At 42.6% G+C, this 18,972-nt stretch carries 16 protein-coding genes; 15 read left to right on the forward strand and 1 reads right to left on the reverse strand.

What is annotated here, in order from left to right:
* Positions 1-42: 42 nt before the first annotated feature.
* Positions 43-1,344: a hemolysin family protein gene (locus tag JL57_RS15035; RefSeq protein ID WP_034142844.1), complete on the forward strand. Its 1,302-nt coding sequence runs from the start codon at positions 43-45 to the stop codon at positions 1,342-1,344.
* Between the two features lie 11 nt (positions 1,345-1,355).
* Here the strand turns inward: JL57_RS15035 and asnB are convergent, their stop codons facing one another.
* Positions 1,356-3,245, reverse strand: a complete 1,890-nt coding sequence (asnB, locus tag JL57_RS15040) for an asparagine synthase (glutamine-hydrolyzing) (RefSeq protein ID WP_034142845.1) — start codon at positions 3,243-3,245, stop codon at positions 1,356-1,358.
* 455 nt (positions 3,246-3,700) lie between these two features.
* Between asnB and JL57_RS34545 the strand changes: the two genes are divergently transcribed.
* The 14 genes from JL57_RS34545 to JL57_RS15105 all read left to right on the forward strand — a co-directional run.
* Complete coding sequence (locus tag JL57_RS34545) at positions 3,701-3,871, forward strand: hypothetical protein (RefSeq protein WP_291300130.1); 171 nt, start codon at positions 3,701-3,703, stop codon at positions 3,869-3,871.
* 323 nt (positions 3,872-4,194) lie between these two features.
* Entirely contained in the window at positions 4,195-5,307 is a 1,113-nt protein-coding gene (sucC, locus tag JL57_RS15045) for an ADP-forming succinate--CoA ligase subunit beta (RefSeq protein ID WP_034142846.1), read from the forward strand.
* Between the two features lie 14 nt (positions 5,308-5,321).
* Positions 5,322-6,194 (forward strand): succinate--CoA ligase subunit alpha, encoded by an 873-nt coding sequence (gene sucD / locus JL57_RS15050; protein WP_034142847.1) that lies wholly within the window; start codon positions 5,322-5,324, stop codon positions 6,192-6,194.
* A gap of 74 nt (positions 6,195-6,268) precedes the next feature.
* Positions 6,269-7,816, forward strand: coding sequence for a UbiD family decarboxylase (locus JL57_RS15055; RefSeq protein ID WP_034142848.1), 1,548 nt, complete (start codon positions 6,269-6,271; stop codon positions 7,814-7,816).
* 95 nt (positions 7,817-7,911) lie between these two features.
* A complete protein-coding gene (locus tag JL57_RS15060; RefSeq protein WP_045691292.1) occupies positions 7,912-9,174 on the forward strand; it encodes a CaiB/BaiF CoA-transferase family protein in 1,263 nt (420 codons plus the stop codon).
* A 15-nt stretch (positions 9,175-9,189) separates the two neighbouring features.
* Positions 9,190-10,407 (forward strand): CaiB/BaiF CoA-transferase family protein, encoded by a 1,218-nt coding sequence (locus tag JL57_RS15065; protein WP_034142849.1) that lies wholly within the window; start codon positions 9,190-9,192, stop codon positions 10,405-10,407.
* Between the two features lie 86 nt (positions 10,408-10,493).
* Positions 10,494-11,369 (forward strand): carboxylating nicotinate-nucleotide diphosphorylase, encoded by an 876-nt coding sequence (nadC, locus tag JL57_RS15070; RefSeq protein ID WP_034142850.1) that lies wholly within the window; start codon positions 10,494-10,496, stop codon positions 11,367-11,369.
* Between the two features lie 91 nt (positions 11,370-11,460).
* On the forward strand, positions 11,461-12,957 hold the full coding sequence (locus tag JL57_RS15075; protein WP_034142851.1) for a tripartite tricarboxylate transporter permease: 1,497 nt from the start codon (positions 11,461-11,463) through the stop codon (positions 12,955-12,957).
* A gap of 2 nt (positions 12,958-12,959) precedes the next feature.
* Positions 12,960-13,448, forward strand: a complete 489-nt coding sequence (locus JL57_RS15080) for a tripartite tricarboxylate transporter TctB family protein (protein WP_034142852.1) — start codon at positions 12,960-12,962, stop codon at positions 13,446-13,448.
* A 312-nt stretch (positions 13,449-13,760) separates the two neighbouring features.
* Positions 13,761-14,834 carry a tripartite tricarboxylate transporter substrate binding protein gene (locus JL57_RS15085; protein WP_034142853.1) on the forward strand — a complete coding sequence of 358 codons (1,074 nt, stop codon included), beginning with the start codon at positions 13,761-13,763 and terminating at the stop codon, positions 14,832-14,834.
* Positions 14,835-14,963: 129 nt separating this feature from the next.
* A complete protein-coding gene (locus JL57_RS15090) occupies positions 14,964-16,460 on the forward strand; it encodes a tripartite tricarboxylate transporter permease (protein WP_034142854.1) in 1,497 nt (498 codons plus the stop codon).
* Positions 16,444-16,905: a tripartite tricarboxylate transporter TctB family protein gene (locus JL57_RS15095; RefSeq protein ID WP_034142855.1), complete on the forward strand. Its 462-nt coding sequence runs from the start codon at positions 16,444-16,446 to the stop codon at positions 16,903-16,905. Before JL57_RS15090 ends, JL57_RS15095 begins: the two co-directional genes overlap by 17 nt.
* Positions 16,906-17,067: 162 nt before the next feature.
* Positions 17,068-18,138, forward strand: a complete 1,071-nt coding sequence (locus JL57_RS15100) for an ornithine cyclodeaminase family protein (RefSeq protein WP_034142856.1) — start codon at positions 17,068-17,070, stop codon at positions 18,136-18,138.
* 464 nt (positions 18,139-18,602) lie between these two features.
* A partial coding sequence (locus JL57_RS15105) for a hypothetical protein (protein ID WP_034142857.1) occupies positions 18,603-18,972 on the forward strand: 370 nt, incomplete at its 3' end.

Raw genomic sequence — 18,972 nt, forward strand, 5'->3', positions numbered from 1 at the left:
AGGAGGAGAAAAATCATCGACGGTCTACTTTGGAGTGTCATAATGATCTTGTTTGCATTCTTGTTGGTTGGATTAAATGGACTTTTTGTGGCAGCTGAATTTTCCTTGATTAAAGTACGTAAGACACGTTTGGCAGAGCTTGCGGAGAATGGTTCACCCAGAGCACAAACTGCCCTAGATGTTACCTCACAGCTTGATGCATACCTTTCGGCCTGTCAGCTTGGAATCACGCTTTCTTCCTTGGGCTTAGGTTGGGTGGGTGAACCAGCAATTGCGACCCTTATTGAACCGCTGTTTACTGGGATTGCCGGTTGGAGTACCATCTACACCCATACTATCTCTTTAGTAATAGCCTTTTCAATCATTACATTGCTACACATTGTATTAGGTGAACTCGTACCTAAATCCTTAGCAATTCAAAGGTCAGAGAGTACCGCCCTGGCTACGGCTGGGCTTTTAAAGGGTTTTTACTGGATCTGTTATCCAATTATTCGAGCACTTAATGGCTTAGCTAACCTTGTCTTGCGTATGTTGAGAATTGAACCGGCCAATGAGGCGGATTTATCCCATAGTGAAGAAGAACTAAGAATGCTAGTCGATGCCAGTCAAAAGCATGGATATTTAGATAAATTAGAAGGTAAACTTTTAGATAATGTCTTTGAATTCTCGGATCGTAACGCTAGTGAAGTGATGGTACCTCGGCAAGATATGGTCTGCATTTTCATTCAGGACACCTTTGAGGAGGTTCTCGAGGTTGTCAAAAAATATGGCCATACGCGTTATTTACTGTGTGATGATGATAAAGACCATGTCCTCGGCTTAGTTCATATGAGAGACATCCTTCGGTTACAGGAACAGTCCGGTGCGAAGGATATTATTCAGATTAAGCGGGATATCCTTGCTGTTCCTGAGGGTATGCCTATTTCTCATCTTGTCCAAAGAATGCGAAGTTTGCGAACCCACATAGCAGTTGTGGTGGATGAATTCGGCGGTTCGGCGGGACTGGTCACGATCGAAGATATGTTGGAAGAATTAGTCGGTGAAATCTATGATGAATTCGAGTCGGAACAACCACCCATTCAAAAAATATCTGAAAATGAATATCTACTAAATGGGCGTGTCTTGATGGAAGAAGTCTCAGAAATGCTCGACATTCAACTAGAAGAGGAAACCGTCACAACCATTGGAGGATATATTTTTTCAAGGCTAGGTCGAAAACCCGTCAAAGGGGATAGCGTTTTTTTTGAAGGAATTCAGTTTGAAGTTATTGAGGTAATGGGATTTAGAATTACCCAGGTAAAGATCGTGAGTAAGCCCCTCGAAACAAAACTCAGTGAAGAATGATCTTAAATGTGCTAAAGAATCCTAACTTTGTTTTCCACTAACCAATAATTCACTTGAATAAGGTAAGCAAAGAGCTGTGGAATGTCCATCAGCTGCCCAAACCAGGGACGGCCAGAAGGCATGGTATCTGAGAGTTTCATGAGATCTCGTAAGGCTGGCACATTTATAAAGGGAAGAACCGGGGAAGTCTTATCTGCAAGGATGTCTCTTAGCCAGGTACGAACAGTAGAAAGATAGCTGGGATGATGAGTTTTTGGGTAGGGGCTTTTGCGGCGCCAAAGCACATCGTCGGGTAAGATTCCGGTGAGGGCTTGGCGCAGAAGCCCTTTTTCTCTGCCCTCAATTGCCTTCATCTCCCAAGGGATGTTCCAGGCGTATTCGACTAAGCGATGATCACAGTAAGGAACTCGTACTTCAAGTCCGGTTGCCATGGTCATGCGGTCCTTGCGATCTAGGAGAGTTGGCATGAAACGGGTTAACGTCAAATAGGTAATCTCACGGATTCGCGCTTCGCGTTGCAGATTTCCAGTCAAGGTTCGACTGTCTTGGTGAATTACAGAGGAAGAACTCGGAAGCAGGGGGATTTCGCTCAGAGCCTCTTCATAGCGTTTCAGTAAATAGTCGCGGGGGTGAAGAAGTTCATGGAGTTCAGGGGAAAGGATCTGTAAACGGTTTTCAACATGAAGTGTCCAGGGAAAGGTTTGAGCGTCGAGGGCATCTTGACGATGGAACCAAGGGTAACCTCCAAAAACTTCATCAGCACATTCTCCTGATAAACCGACTGTAACTTTTTTCTTGATCTCCCGGGAAAAGAGTAACAACGAAGAATCAACGTCAGCCATACCAGGTAGATCCCTTGCTATAGTAGAGGCTTTAAGCGCTTGAACAAGCTCAGGGATCTTGAATGCACAGTTGGTGTGCTTAGTTCCGAAGGTTTGGGACACTCGTTCAATCCATGGTCCGTCCGCGCTGGGTTGGAATTCATTTGCCTGAAAATACTTATCATTCTCAGCATAATCGACTGAAAAAGTCGGCAGGGAACCATGGCCGTTGAGGTTCTGGAATTCCGCAGCGATCGCTGTAATAGCACTGGAATCCAGCCCCCCGGAGAGTAGAGTGCCGATCGGTACATCAGAAACCAACTGACGTTGGACGGTATCGACAAAAAGCTCACGGATCTTGGCGATGGTCGTCGGTAAATCATCTTCATGTACATGATTAGGTAAGGCCCAATACCTTCGAATCCTCAGGCCGTTGGCAGAATAGATTAAAAAATGCCCTGGTCTAAGTTCGGAAATTCCTTCGTAGACACCCACTCCGGGAGTCCTCGCTGGACCTAGAAGAAAAATTTCGGACAGTCCCTCTGTCCCAAGATTCGGGGAAATGGCAGGGTGTTTCAATAATGCCTTAAGTTCAGAAGCAAAAACCAGGCCTTTTAACAGTTCACTGTAAAAGAGAGGTTTAACTCCCAGACGATCACGCGCCACAAATAACTGTTGTTCCTGGCTATCCCAGATTCCAAAAGCGAAAATTCCATTAAAACGTTCGACACAGGAGGGTCCCCATTCTAGGTAGGAGAGCAGAACGGCCTCTGTATCAGAATGCCCTTCGAATATATACCCTCGGCTCAAAAGTTCTTGACGAAGTTCGGGTGTATTATAGAGTTCGCCGTTGTAGATTAGGGTAAAGGTATGTTCACCACGTCGACGGATCATCGGTTGAAGACCACCCTTGGGATCGACAACTACCAATCGGCGGTGTCCGAACGCGGCCCGAGGAGTAAGCCAGTAACCTTCAGCATCGGGTCCCCGAGGGATTAAGGTTTGTGTCATACCTATTAAAACATCTTTTTGGAGAGTTAAATCACGTTCCCAATCCATTTGACCTACGATTCCACACATCTTAAATCCTCCTTCATACGAGATAGATAACCATTATCAATTAACATAATTTATTCTATTCTCATAGGTAGGCAATGGTTCCTGTGTTTTATGAAAAATGTCTCGATGGTCCCAGGTGTCCGGGAGATAGTAGTCCGGCGCAATAATCTGTATTTGGTGGCGTCATCTGTAACCCTTTCTCCTCACGACGCACTTCCGCCATTGTTCTAAATCTTTTCAGGTTCTAAGTATGAAACATTCAGTTTCATTTTTTAAATAATTAATTTCAAAATATAGTTATATATCATGGCTCCTTTCAATTGAACTTCTTTTTAACATTGCATTATGGTCGTTCGGCACTTATATATTACAACTCAGGCTATTTAAGTTAACCTTGGCTAGAAAATTGCTTTATTAACAAAAACAGATATCTTATATCTACTATTATTTTTTTAAAACAAAAAGGAGGAATAAAAGTGGCTACACAAAAATGTAAGGATTGCCGTTTTTTCAGACAAGTTGTTACTGCTATTTGGTGTTCACAAGCAAAACGTAAAAGTATAACCCCTCAGGATTCTTACGAATGCTTTACTGAGAAACAAAAAGATGGTTATGAAAATTACCAAGCTCAGAACAATCAGCAATAATCCCAGATGATTGGTCATACAATAGACATCCCAAATCTATTAGAAAACTCCTGCTAAGAGATTAGTTAGGGGTTTTTTACAATTAGTATCGTTTTTCTTTTTCCTTTTTTATTTTTGGAACGACAAGTTCCAAAAATTAAATTTATTATTTTCCCATTAGAAATGTCTAGAGATCTAATTCAATAGATTCAAACCATTTAACAGTAAATTTCGATTGTTTGTCACTTAGATATGGCAATTGAGCCTATTTAAGATTAACTTGGTATGAAGATTGCACTAGTCTATGTACATTGTCAATCTTAATAAAGAAAGGCGGGGATGAGTTGAAATTATATGAATACATGGGCAAAGAACTCTTTGCTAGCTTTGGACTTCCGATTCCTCAAGGAAGGGTGGTAACTAACCCAAGTGAAGCGGTAAAAGCATTTGAGGAGATAGGTGGTTCTGTAGTAATAAAGGCACAGGTACTTTCCGGTAAAAGAGGTAAGGCGGGTGGAATAAAGTTCGTTAATCAGCGCGATGAAGTGCAGAAAGCTGCACAGGAACTATTGGGGATGAAAATTCAGGAGCTTAACGTTGAACAGCTGTTGGTAGAAGAAAAATTGACGATCGACAAAGAATTTTACTTAGCAATTACTATCGACACCAAGGAAGGTATGCCAGTCTTGATTGCTTCCGCGGCTGGTGGGATGGATATAGAAGATGTTCCTGAAGAAGAAATTATCAAAAAACATCTAGATATTAACCTTGGAATCCAGCCCTATCATATTAGGGAGTGTACCTATCGAATGGGTTTAATAGGAGAGGCTGCTAAGGAATTTGCTAGAGTTTTATCTACACTATATAGGGTTTTTAGGGAAAAAGATGCAGAACTAGTGGAAATCAATCCTTTGATCCTGTGTGGTAATCGTATTATTGCCGGTGATGCTAAAGTGACAATTGATGATTCGGCTCTCTTTAGACAAAAAGATATACCCAGTGTAGAGGAAAGAACTGACCTAGAGAAACTTGCCCATTCTGCAGGGCTTTCTTATGTAGAACTAGATGGAGATATAGCCATTATGGCCAACGGAGCTGGGATAACGATGGGTACGATAGATTCTATTCAATATCATGGGGGACGGGCTGCTAATTTTCTCGATGCTGGGGGTGGAACTGGTCGGGAAGGTACAGAAAAGGCTCTAGAAATCCTCTTAAATAGCAAACCAAAAGCAATCTTTATAAACATTTTTGGTGGAATTACCCGATGTGATGATGTAGCTGCGGCATTTGCTCAAGTGAAAAAGGATAAAGGTATTCCAGTACCGGTTGTCATCCGCTTAGTTGGCACGAATCAGGAAGAAGGGTTGAAGATCCTCAGAGAATGTGGAATAGAAGCCTATCAGACGATGAACGAGGCAGCCATAAAGGTTGTAGAGCTAGCAAATAGGGCCTGAAAGGGGGTGGGAAAATGGCAGTGATTTTAGATGAGAATTCCCGGGTCGTAATACAGGGAATTACTGGTCAGCAAGGGATCTTTCATACTAAACGTATGCTAGCGTATGGTACAAACATTGTTGCTGGTGTTACCCCTGGCAAAGGCGGGCAGGAAATTGAAGGAGTTCCGATCTATAATACGGTCGCAGAGACCATTAAAGGTTGCGGTGCTAATGTATCGTGCCTCTTTGTTCCGGCTCGTTTGGCTAAAGATGCAGCATTTGAAGCCATTGACGCTGGGATCAAAGTGGTTGTAGTTATCACAGAACATATTCCAGTACAAGATGAGATTGAAATTATTGGTTTTGCTCGTAGGCGTGGTGCAATAATAATTGGTCCTAATACTTTTGGCATTATTTCTCCTGGTAAAAGTAAGGTGGGTATTCCGCCCGATCAATTCTTTTTCCCAGGTCCCATCGGGATTGTGGCCAGAAGTGGCACGTTAACCTATGAAATAGTGGGAAGCCTGACAGCTGCAGGTTATGGACAATCAACGGTTGTAGGTTTAGGTGGTGATAGGGTAGTAGGATTATCTTTCACAGATTTGCTTCGTAGGTTTGAAGAAGATTCACAGACCGAGGCAGTCGTCTTAATTGGGGAAATTGGTGGCAACGCCGAAGAAGAGGCAGCGGTCTACATTAAGCAAATGATGAGTAAGCCGGTAATCGCCTATATTGCGGGCAAGAATGCACCTCCAGGGAAGAGGATGGGGCATGCTGGTGCAATCATTGAGAGGGGTAAGGGCACCTTTCAGAGTAAATTTGAGGCACTTACAGCGTCAGGAGCTTTAATCGCTGAGCTTACCTTTCAAGTACCAGAACTTCTTAAGAAATTATCTAGTTATTAAAACCGCATTTCTTTATGGAGAACAAACCCATAGGTTTGTTTATATATCAAAACAGAGAAATAGGAGGAAATTTCATGCCAAAGAAAGACATTACCAGTTTGAGAAGTACTTTGGAGTGGCTTAAAAATGAAGAAGGAGAAATTTTAGTTACTGATGTAGAAGTTGATCCCTTTCTAGAAATGACAGGAATCCAAAAGTCCTTTGATGGAGGACCAACCCTCTTATTTGAAAATGTAAAAGGCTATGACAATGCTCGTTTATCCTGTAACTTATTTGCAACTGGTTCAAGACTTGCTAAGATTTTTGATGTCAAAGACTACAGTCAATTGAAATTTAAAATTGCCAATGGAATAAATAATCCTATCGCCCCAAGAATCGTGGAACAGGACCAAGCACCTTGCCAAGAAGTTTGCGTGACCGAAAATATTGACGTGTGGCCAATCATCCCAATGATCCAACATACCCCAAGTGACCCAGGTCGGACTCTGGGTGGTGGCAATACCTTGGTTACCGGCAAGTATTTCTGGGGTGGAACTCATATCAGTTATAACAGGATGAATTTCCGCGACAATAAGGACTTTTCCAGCTTCCAGATCTCCCCAGGATCACATACAGATATGGTGGCCACTGAATGGTATCATAAAGGACCTATTCCCATGACGATTAACATGGGTGTTCCTCCAGCTTGCACCTTGATGGCAGGTAGTGGTTTTATGTATGCAATCTTGCCAAGAGGTTGCGATGAAATTGGTGTAGCAGGAGCAGTACAGGGATCAGCGATTGATCTGGTTAAATGTAAAACCATTGATGCCTACTCTATCGCCCAAGCAGAGATTGTTATCGAAGGCTTTCTGGATACAACTCAAAAGGTCTGGGAAAGTCCTCTGGCTGAAAAGGATCAAAAACAGGGCATCTACCCCTTCCATCCAGAGTGGTCAGGCTATATGGGTAAGGCTTATCGTACGTATAAATTCCAGGTTACGGCGGTTACCCATCGTAAGGATCGACCGATTTATTATCCGCTGGCCGTTCATAGCTATGATGACCACTATATTGATTGCTCAGTTCGTGAAGCAACCTTCTTCGAATTGGCAGAGCGGATTGTACCTGGACTAGTCGTTGATACCCATATCCCTTACGGTATGACTGACTGGGGTGGCTGCATCTTCCAAGTTAAAAAGCGCCGGAAACGGGATGAAGGCTGGCAAAAGAATATCCTAGCTGCTGCTTGTGCGCTTTCTCAAGGATTGCGTCTGGCTATCGCAGTAGATGAAGACGTGGATATTTACAACATGGAAGATATTATGTGGGCCCTATCTACTCGGGTAGATGCAGATAAAGACATTCAAACGATCGCTGCCGGGGGTATGGGACAGACATTCCAACCAGCAGAGAGAAGTGCAGCGGCACCAGGCGCCGAATGGGTACGCTCTGAATCCAAGTATTCAGGAGCAATTGCCATTGATGCTACAGTACCGTTTGAGTTCAAATGGGCTTATGAGCGAGCTGGATATCCAGTTGACAGGGTTAAACTGGATAAGTGGTTCAAAGCAGATGATATCAAAAAAGCCTTAGAAAACGTTGACGAATATTCTAAGTTAATGGCTAGAAAGGGAATTTAATCCCTGCTAAATCTTTGGTGCAATAGGAAGCAGGGTTACTCTGCTTCCTATATCAAAAAAATCTTAATATTATAAACACGGTTGGGGGTGATGATATGTCTTCATCAGTGAAAAGAGGCTTACTAGAAGGATATCGTGTTTTGGATCTGACTAATGAGTTGGGATGGTTAGCAGGGAAGATCATGGGGGACTTAGGGGCCGATGTTATCAAAGTGGAAAAGCCCGGTGGTGATCTCGGTCGTAACATGGGGCCTTTCTATCATGATATCCTTGATCCAGATAAGAGCCTTACTTGGTGGGCCTATAACAATAATAAGCGGGGTATAACCCTTGATATTACTAAGGAGACCGGACGCACACTTTTTCGCCGGTTAGCCGCCAAAGCTGATTTCATTTTAGAATCCTTTGCTCCAGGATACTTAGCAGAAAATGGACTAGGGTATGCCGAGTTAAGTCAACTTAATCCCGCTTTGATTTTGGTTTCAGTAACACCGTTTGGACAAAATGGTCCCTATAGTGACTATAAAGCTTCGGATCTAGAAATTATGGCAACGAGTGGGCTGATGACGTTATTTGGCAGTCCAGATCGTCCACCGGTTCGTGTAGCTGTTCCCCAATCCTATATGTGGGCAGGAATGACTGGAGCAATGAGTGCTCTAATAGCCAACTATAGCAGGGGGATAACGGGCAAGGGACAAAGAATCGACGTTTCAGCTCAAGCTAGTATGCTCATGGCAGTAACCCCCGCCCAGGCTCATTGGGACTTAGTGCAAAATGATTTAAGTCGAGATGGGGAATTTATTACAGGACGTAGTGTTACTGGGGCCAAAATGAGGGCTATTTATAAGTGCCAAGATGGGTATATTAATTTCATTTTATACGGTGGGTCTGCTGGTAAAGCGACCAATAATGCTTTAGTAGCCTGGATGCAGGAAGTAGACATGGCTCCCCAGTTCCTCATTGAAAAGAATTGGGATAAATTCAATATAGCTGTCGTAACACAAGAAGAAATTAACGAAATTGAAATACCAATCGCCGCGTTTCTTATAACCAAAACAAAAGATGACTTTTTCAAAAATGCAATTAAGCGTAGAATGTTAGGCTATCCAGTAGCTTCAGCTCAGGACATCGTGACTGATCCACAACTCATGGATCGCGGTTTCTGGCAAGTTGTTGAGCATCCGGAATTAGGTGTGACGATTAGCTATCCGGGGGCGTTTGGACAATTCTCTGAGGCTAGTTGTGGTATTAATAGACGTGCACCAATGATCGGTGAGCATAATCATGAAATTTTGGAAACAGAACTCGGTTTAAGTAGTATCGATGTAATTAGGCTTAAAGAGAGTGGGGTTATTTAAGGGGGTGATCATAGTATGAGTAGACAGGCTTTAGAAGGTCTCAAGGTAGTGGAATTCGCTGCTTATGCTGCTGGCCCAGTGACTGGAAAGCATTTAGCGGATTTTGGAGCAACGGTAGTGCATATAGAGTCAGGTGGTAGACCGGATGGATTTCGAGTGCAATATCCTCCGTTTGCAGAAAACAAACCTGGTGTGAACAGATCTGGATGCTTTGGGGTTTGTAATAACAACAAATATGGGATAACGATTAACCTTAAGGCTGAAGGTGGGATCGACCTCGCCAAAGAAGTGGTGGCTTGGGCTGATGTGGTGATTGAAAATTTCACACCCGGGACGATGGAAAGACTGGGTTTAGGTTACGAGGAATTGTGCAAAGTTAACGAAAAGCTAATTATGTTCAGTTCCTGCAATCAGGGTCAAGGTGGGCGACATGCCACTCATCCCGGGTTTGGGTCCCAATTAACATCACTAACCGGTTTTACCAATTTAACTGGATTTCCTGATGGTCCTCTATCACTTTTATTTGGTCCGTATATTGATTTTATTGGCGTCGGATATGGGGTTATTTCTATTATGGCAGCTTTAGATTATCGTCGTAGGACAGGTTTTGGGCAATATATTGATTTAGCTCAGTATGAAAACGGCCTTCAGTTTTTGGCGCCAATCATTTTGGAAAATAATATTAATGGACGGGTCTGGGAACGTATGGGAAATCGCCATGAATACGCAGCCCCACATGGTGTCTTTCCCTGTAAGGGTCAAGACAGGTGGTGCGCTCTAAGTGTCTTTACGGATGCGGAGTGGCAGAAGCTAAGGGAAGTTATGGATGAACCTGCTTGGGCAGCCGAAAGCAAGTTCTCTACAATGCTAGACCGTAAAAACAATGAGGATGAATTAGAGTCTAAAATTGAAGCTTGGACGGTAGGGTTTACGCCAGAGGAACTTATGGAGAAACTGCAGGCTGTCGGGGTGAGGGCCGGCGTTGTAAACCGGATCAGGGATGCCTATTCTGATCCTCAATATGCGCATCGTCAGATTTGGCAAGGAATTGAACATTCTGAAATGGGTCTTTTCCATTACCAGGCGCCGCCCTTTGAACTGTCAGAAACCCCTGCGGTGCTGGATAGGCCAAGTCCGTGCTTGGGAGAACACAATGAACAGTTTTTCTGCGATATTCTCGGGATGTCTAAGGAACGATATCAGGAGGCTATCACGAACGGTATAATCGCTTAATTATTGGATATTAAGCAAACTGTTTAACAAGAGCATTTTTTTAATGCTCTTGTTATTATCCCCACTAACAGAATAGGAGGGTGTCAATGTTAGCTTTGTTTCAATTACAGGGGATTATTGATCGAGCTCTCGAAGAGGATATTGGGACGGGTGATCTCAGTGCGGCGATTATACCAGACACTTTAGAAGGGCATGCTGTACTTTACTCTAAAGCGACTGGGGTTGTAGCTGGAATCCACATTGCAGAACAAGTATTTCAACGTGTAGACTCCCGGATAAAAGCTAAGGCCCTTATGTCTGATGGAGAAAGACTTGTACCTGGGGCTATCGTAATGCAACTCAGTGGGCCATTAGTCAGTATTCTTCAGGCGGAGAGGACAGCATTAAACTTTATACAGCATTTATCAGGAATAGCAACGGCCACAAGGGATGCCCTGGACCAAATTAACGGTTTGCCAGTTAAGATAACCGATACTAGGAAAACACTGGCTGGTTTACGGATCTTACAGAAATACGCTGTGCGCATTGGTGGCGGCTATAATCATCGCTTCGGATTATATGATGCGGTTTTGTTAAAGGATAATCACTTAACGGCTATGGGCGGGTTAACGACTACCGTAGAGAAAGCTAGGGAAAGAATTGGTCACATGGTTAAGATTCAAGTAGAGTGTGAAAGTATAGCTCAAGTTCGGGAAGCGCTTAATTGTGGCGTAGATCTCATCATGCTCGATAACATGAGTACAGAACAGATGCGGCAGGCGGTTTCCTTGATTAATCATCGGGCGCTTGTTGAAGCCTCAGGTGGAATAAAGATAGGACGCTTGCGTGAGGTAGCTGAAACTGGTGTTGACATTATCTCAATCGGGGCATTAACACATTCCGTAAAGGCTTTAGATTTTAGTTTGGATGTAGGAGAAATTAAGCTTGCCACCCGACAACGCTTGAAAAGCAGAGAAAGCTAAGGCACATGAGGAATAAATTATTGATATTATATTGAAAGGAGTATTTTAACAAAAATATTCATAATATTCAGGCATGAGGGAGGTTCTGTCTATGAACGAGATTTTCCTAGGGTTGATGGAGTTTTTGGCTTGGCCTAGCCCGTTATTTATGTTCTTGGGGGCCATGCTGGGGTTGCTTTTTGGTTTTTTACCAGGTTTAGGTGGCGCACAAGCATTGGCTCTCTTAACTCCGATCACGTTTGGTATGCCAAGTAATGTGGCGATAGCCATGCTGATCGGGGCCATGGGTGCTGTACCCTTTGGCGGTTCAATTAGTGCGATTTTGATTAATACACCAGGAACACCGCAAAATGCAGCAACTACGTTCGATGGTTTTCCGTTGACTAAACAAGGCAAAGCTGGTTATGCCCTAGGGGCTAGTGCCAGCGCCTCAGTCTTGGGCGCCATATTTGGCGTGCTCATCTTGTCTGTATTAATTCCTCTCGGTAAGCCGGTTGTTCTAGCCTTTTCCTATCCGGAATACTTTATGATGGCCCTTATGGGCATTTCTGTAATCGCAGTTGTTTCCCTTGGCTCGATTTGGAAGGGCTTAGCAGCGGGAGTTCTTGGCTTGTTATTCACTACGATCGGGTATGATCCAGTGACAGGTTCTCTCCGTTACGTCTTTGGGTCAGATTATCTTTATGATGGTATTAAAATTGTACCTGCTCTGATTGGTTTGTTTGCTATATCTGAGTCCCTGGAAATGATGGTTAAAGGTAAAGACTTGACGAGCGGCGCTAAAATGACAGCTAATATGAATTCCGGGGTCTGGGAAGGAATCATGTCAGTATTTAAGCATCTTTGGTTATTTATCCGCTGTTCGGCTATCGGAACGATAATCGGCGTGATTCCTGGTGTGGGCGGGTCAGTCGCCAATTTCCTAGCGTATGGACATGCTGTATCAACGACCCGTGATAATCCCCATTTTGGTCAGGGTGATATCAGGGGTGTTATTGCACCTCAGTCTTCTGACACTGCAAAGGATGGGGGAGCCATGGTTCCTACGATCCTCTTTGGAATCCCGGGCAGCGTTGAAACCGCTGTTTTGCTAGGAGCGCTAATCTTACATGGTATACAACCGGGCCCCAAATTACTGATAGATAATCCTACTGTAGTCTACGTGATTATTTTTTCCTTAGTAGTCAGTAACATCATAGCTGGTGTGTTCGGTCTGTTAGGTGCAAAATACCTAGCTAGACTGACTTTGCTTCCAGTTAAATTGATTGCGTCCATGATCTTTGCTTTAGCAATAGTAGGAGCTTATGCCACGCATGGAGTTTGGGAGGACGTGGTATTGGCCTTCGTCTTTGGGATCATCGGCTATTTTTTAAACAGATACGGTTTTACGCGGGTACCGCTGGTTATCGCTTTGGTTTTAGGTACAATGTTTCAGCAAACCTATCATCAAACAATGTCAGCTATGGGATGGCAAGGCTTCTTTATGCGACCGATCTCCTTGGTAGTCTTCCTTACAACTGTATTAATGCTGATTATGCCTTTTATAAAGGCTCAGCTTAGTAAGAAAAAAGGAGGTATTAAGTATTAACTATGAAGCTTAAAGGTAAAGGTATATTTGAGCTTGCTTTAGTAGCCTTCTGTGTGTTGTTTTTTATCATTTCTTTTGATTATAATCCTCGGGCAAGATTTGCCCCAGCAGTATTTAGTGCTGTCTTGTTTTTACTGGCCAGTGTTCTGTTCTTAGGGGATAATGTTCCCTTTTTTCAAAAACGTTTTAAGTTTATGAATGAAAAAGGATTTTTCACAGATGTACAAAAAAAAGAGGACGATCTTTCCTTAAAAGAAAATAATAGCACAGTGGTTAATGAAAATGTAAAATTAATACGCATTCTATTATGGTTAGCTGGTTTTATAGTTGCATTGCGTTTTATCACTTATTTGATTACTGTACCGGTCTGGCTCTTGTTCTTTACCAAAATTGAAGGGGATCGTAAATGGCGTGAATCAACCTACATGGCCTTGGGGATGGGGATATTTGACTTTGTGCTGTTTGACTTATTTTTACATGTGACATTTTAAAAGAAGTTTAACAAACTTAGAGTTGGAAGCTATAGTCCTTACGCTGCAAGGGATTGGAAATTTATGTGCTAAACTCGGGTTAAAAAGTACAATTAATAGAGCAAGATACGCAATTGTCTGAAAATTTAGTCAAGTATATAATATGGGAAAAAGCTTTTAACGCTTAAACTAAACTTGCTTATTTTATCAAAGGAGGGAATGTTTTTTTGGATAATGAAAAAATAAAAATGAACATGGACAGGATGATTTAGATTGGGATCGATGGCAATTTGAAGATGTTCCTGGCTTTAAGAAAGGAAGTGTTTAATAAGCATGTATGTATTCAGACGATCTAAAGTGTTAGCCCTGCTAATAGTAGCACTTTTAATTCTAAGTGTAGCTGGTTGCAGTCAAAAGACTACGAAAAATGGTAATTCTTCTAATAAAACAGATAATGCTCAAAATGCTCAAAAGGAAGCAGCCAATTTTTACAAGGATAAGGTGGTTAATTTTATTGTTCCTTATACTCCTGGTGGAGGTTATGACGAATATGTCAGGATGATTACTCCGGCTATGGGGAAATATTTAGGGGCAACAGTTGTCGTTAAAAATGTTCCGGGAGCAGGAAGTCTGGTAGGCACCAATCAATTATATGCGTCTAAGGCTGATGGCCTAACTGTTGGGATTATCAATGGTATGGGAATGGTAATCAACCAACAAATCGGTGCTGAGGGTATCAAGTATGACCTTGCTAAAATGAGTTGGTTGGGTCGGGTGGCCAAAGAGCCTAGGCTTTTTATTGCTGGTAGCAAATCACCTTATAAAAATTTGGATGAAGTATTGAAATCTGACAAACCATTTAAGCTCTCAATGACAGGGGTAGGGAGCGGTGAATATATTACTTGCAAATTGATTACTGGTATTCTCAATTTCAAGATGGATATGATAACAGGATATGAAACCTCTGCTGAAGCCGATTTAGCTATGCTTCGAGGTGAGGTGGATGGAACCCTCGGTTCCTTAAGCAGTAAAATTAAGCTTGTAAAACAAAATGACGCATTTTCCCTCCTGCAAATAGGGCAGGATAGGGATCCCTCGTTACCGGATATTCCCGCCTTGGGTGAATTAAAGGTACCAGCGGAAAAGGAAAAACTGGTTAAGACTTTAATAGCCATGTTAGAGACGGGTCGTATGGTAGCTGCTCCATCGGATGTCCCTCCTGAACGTCTTGCTTTCCTTAGAGAAGCCTTTGTTAAAGCCTTAGAAGATCCGGAAGTGGTAGCCAGTGCGAAAAAAGGGTATCGGCCAATTAGTTATCTTGATGGTCCTCAGACTGAAAAGATGGTTAAAGAAGCCGTTCAGCTTCCGGAAGACATCCTGAACCAGATCAAAGAAGCCGTAAAATAGTAACGAAGCACTTTTCCAATTGAACCGCCACTTATTGTTCACATATGAGGTGGATCATAGTGGTGGTTTAGTTTATAGAACCAATTTCCTCCCTTATTAGATAAAGTAATTATGCAAGGAGGGATTGCTTTGCTTGAAGCCGCACTACAGGGATTAACAAGTGTTTTTCAGATAACTACTTTAATTTATATGTTAATAGGAGTATGTTTTGGAGTATTTATTGGGTTTATCCCCGGTTTAGGCGGAAATTTTGTACTTTCCATTCTGATTCCCTTTGTTATTAAGATGGCGCCGGAGCAGGCATTAGCTTTTTTGCTTGGTGCTCATGCTGTAGTCGCTACTGGTGGCTCCATTTCAGCCATACTGTTTAATACACCAGGCTCAGGGCCTAATGCAGCTACAATTTTTGATGGCTTTCCTCTCACCCAGCAAGGTAAAGCAGGGCAGGCTATAGGTTTAGCGCTCACTTCTTCAGCCTTGGGAGGAATTTTTGGAGCTTTGGTATTAGTGGCCACCCTACCCGTATTGAGGCAGGTAGTTTTGGCCTTTGGACCACCCGAGTTTTTTATGTTGGCAATGCTTGGCATAGCATTTATTGCGGTCCTGGGAGGAAGCTCTCTTGGTAAGGCCCTTCTAGTGGGAGGAATGGGACTGTTACTATCTTTTGTTGGGTTGGATCCTTCTACAGGGATTGTCCGTTTTGGTTTGGGCACCCTCTATCTCTGGGATGGAGTACATTTAGTGCCTGTAGTTATTGGGCTGTTTGCAATTGCAGAAATGTTTGAACTTGGTGTTAAAAAAGGAGCACTGGTTCAAGGGGAGGTTAAACAAGTAAAAGGTGATGTGTTGGAAGGAGTTAAACTGGCCTTTAAGAATTGGTTTTTAGTATTACGCTGTTCGGTGATAGGAAGTTTGGTTGGCATTATTCCGGGTCTAGGCGGAGATGTAGCCTGTTTCATGGCTTACGGACACGCAGCTCAAACTTCCAAGCATAAAGAGCTTTTCGGTAAAGGTGCTATTGAAGGGGTAATTGCTCCTGAGAGTGCTAATAATGCCAAGGAAGGAGGGTCTTTGGTACCAACCTTGGGATTTGGAATTCCCGGCAGTTCTGCTATGGCTATTTTGTTAGGAGTTTTCATGATTATTGGGATTCAACCAGGCCCTCAAATGCTAACCCAAGAGCTTGATATAGTCTTCCTTATGGTATGGACAATTGTTATCGCCAATATTATTGGGGCAGTTATTGGATTATTTGCGGCAAACACTCTTGCTAAACTCACTTTTTTACGTGGTTCTATATTAGTGCCCATTATTTTTGTTCTGGCCATTCTCGGAGCTTATACCACTAATTCTACCTTCGGAGACGTTATTTTAGTTGCGGTATTTGGTCTTCTGGGTTATGGTATGAAGGTTTTTGGGTATCCTCGGGCGGTTTTAATTATTGGCCTGGTTTTAGGATCAATTGCTGAGAAAAACCTGCATTTATCACTAAAACTCTATCACGAGTCATTCATCTTAAGACCTATAACTCTGTTGTTATTATTAGCTATTATTCTTACAATAGGAACACCTATCATTAAGAACTTCCTGAAGAAGAGGGGGGAGAGCGATGTTAGTGCGCATTAAGGGATCAGTAGTTTTTGCCTTCGTGCTCTTTCTATTTTTCATTGTGTTTATAGGGATAGCTTTAACCTATAACCAACAGGCTCGGATGGTACCATTGGTGATAGGTATTCCTTCTCTGCTTCTTTCAGCAGGGGTGTTATGGAATACCTGGAGTAATCCTAAACCAAGTCAATCAGAGAAGGAATCCAAAATTAAAAAGGTGTCTAGCAATCAGGAATTATTGATTACTTTTGCTTGGTTTTTTGCCCTCTTAATATTGGTGTATTTGTTTGGATTTTTGTTCGTTATTCCAATTTTCCTACTTGCATATCTTCGCTTGGCCGGGAAGGAAAGCTGGGTCCTTTCGATTGCTATCTCTCTCTCGGCTTGGCTGGTAATTATGATCCTGTTTGTTATGATCCTAAAAGTGGATCTATATAAAGGGATTATTATGAATCTGCTTTGAAAACGGGGTTCTTTACGTTGCTTCCCCAGTCAGCCTCGTGTTCTTGTGCGTAAACGCCTACAATCCCATTTATATAGTAAGATTACCAATTGTTGTTAAGGAACATAAAAAGTAAAATAATTTAATATTCAAATTTTTATAAAAGAGAGATGTTTAAAGTATATGCTTGTTTTGAGCAATGAAGAGATCACAAAAATTTTAGAAATGAAGGATTGTATAGAAATTCTAGAGGAATCGTATTTAGATTTAGCTCAGGGAAGGGCGCTATATTCACCTGGAGTCGATAATCTTGCTCCTAGTGGACGGGGGGACGCATATTACGCCTTTAAACATACTGGGGGTACTTGGCCAAACAGGGGTATCCAGGCGCTTAGGATCAAATCAGATATCATAAATCACGAATTAGTTGCTGGAATTCCGCGGCGTGTTAAACTTCCGTTAGCTGGAGGGCGTTGGGTAGGGCTGGTTTTGCTTTTCAGTACGGAGTCTGGTGAACTATTGGCAATGTTCCCTGACGGAGTGGCTCAAAGGATGAGGGTGGGTGGGAGTAGCGGACTTGGAGTCAAATATATGGCCCGTCCCGATGCTCGCAAAGTTGCTTTGATCGGATCCGGTTGGCAGGCTGGTTCACAATTAATGGCTGTTTTAGCAGTACGAGCTGTGGAACAAGTGAAAGTATTCAGTTTACGGAGGGAAAGTCGGGAACAGTTCGCCCGGGAGGCTACTCAAAAGTATGGCATTCCAATTCAGGCGGTTGATACGCCAGAGGAGTGCGTTAAGGATGCCGATATAATTTTGGCGGCAACATCGTCTATGCTGTCAGTTATTAAACCAGAGTGGCTAAAAAAGGGCGTTCATTTAAGTTGCATTAAACCTCAAGAAATTGACAGTCAAGTTTTGGCGAGGTGCGACAGGGTTGTAGTACACATCATAAATAAGGATCAGCATAATGATAATATTATGTTAGGTACTCCCGGCATAATCAAAGAACACGTGAAAGGCTGGTGGATTTTAGAAAAGGAAAAATTGGAGCAGTCTAATAACCTAATGGACCTTGTTTCAAAGAGAGCCTTGGGACGGGTAGGAGAAGACGAGATCACTTTCTTTTATAACAATGACGGTGTTGGTTTACAGTTTGCCGCAGTGGGTTCCCTTATTCTAGAGAGGGCAAGGCTGTCAGGAATGGGTACCGATTTGCCGCGCGAATGGTTTACAGAGTCAGTTCATCCATAGATAGAATACTAGATAAATAAATGCGTAGCTCTTAGATCTCCCGTAGCAAAACTTGCGGGGGTATTTTTTCTGTATTAGACTCCTAAGCTACTTGATTGAAACTTGCAATTAGTCCGGCTGTTATATAGAAAAGAGATATGGACACTACTGCTCATATATTATACGAAAAAAGTGTACCATGTTTACTTGATTTGGAAAGTATAAATGGTAATGTTTCAAAGGTGCCAGGACAATTAGCAAATTTAGCCTTAGAGACAAATGATCAATCAAAGGCTGACCTAGTAAAAGAGTTAAATAGCACACTCTAGGAAATAGAAGACAAAGAACATACTTATGGAAACCGAATTGATAGTATAGTAGAAAAGAATCGTACGTATTCAGTAAACCATTCAAGAGGCCTTCCCTCAAAATAACTGAATAAAATTCTGCTGGCTACAATGAGAATTCTATGGCATAATTGAAGCATGAGTACAGATGATCGTGAAAAGCTACCTACAACTTCATCAAAGAGAAAACCAAGAACGAAGAAACCTCTATGCACTTTCCCTGAATGTGGTCCGGTCAACGCTTTAAAGGCGTATGTCAAGAAACTTGCGGAAGAAACGGCTGTTTTAAAGCAAGAAATTGCTGACCGTGACGCTCGTCTCGAAGAGATGGAAGCGAAAATTCGTAATCTCCAAGGTGATCTCTTTGCCCCTTCGTCAGAACGGCTCTATCTTGCTTCCAAGGATGGAGTCGTGGTTGACAAGGATGCGGATGCGTATGATTCTGGAATCACTCAACAAGGTGATGGTTTAAGAAAAAGAGGAGCTCAGCCAGGTCATACTGGTCGGG

The sequence above is a fragment of the Desulfosporosinus sp. BICA1-9 genome (assembly GCF_000802135.1).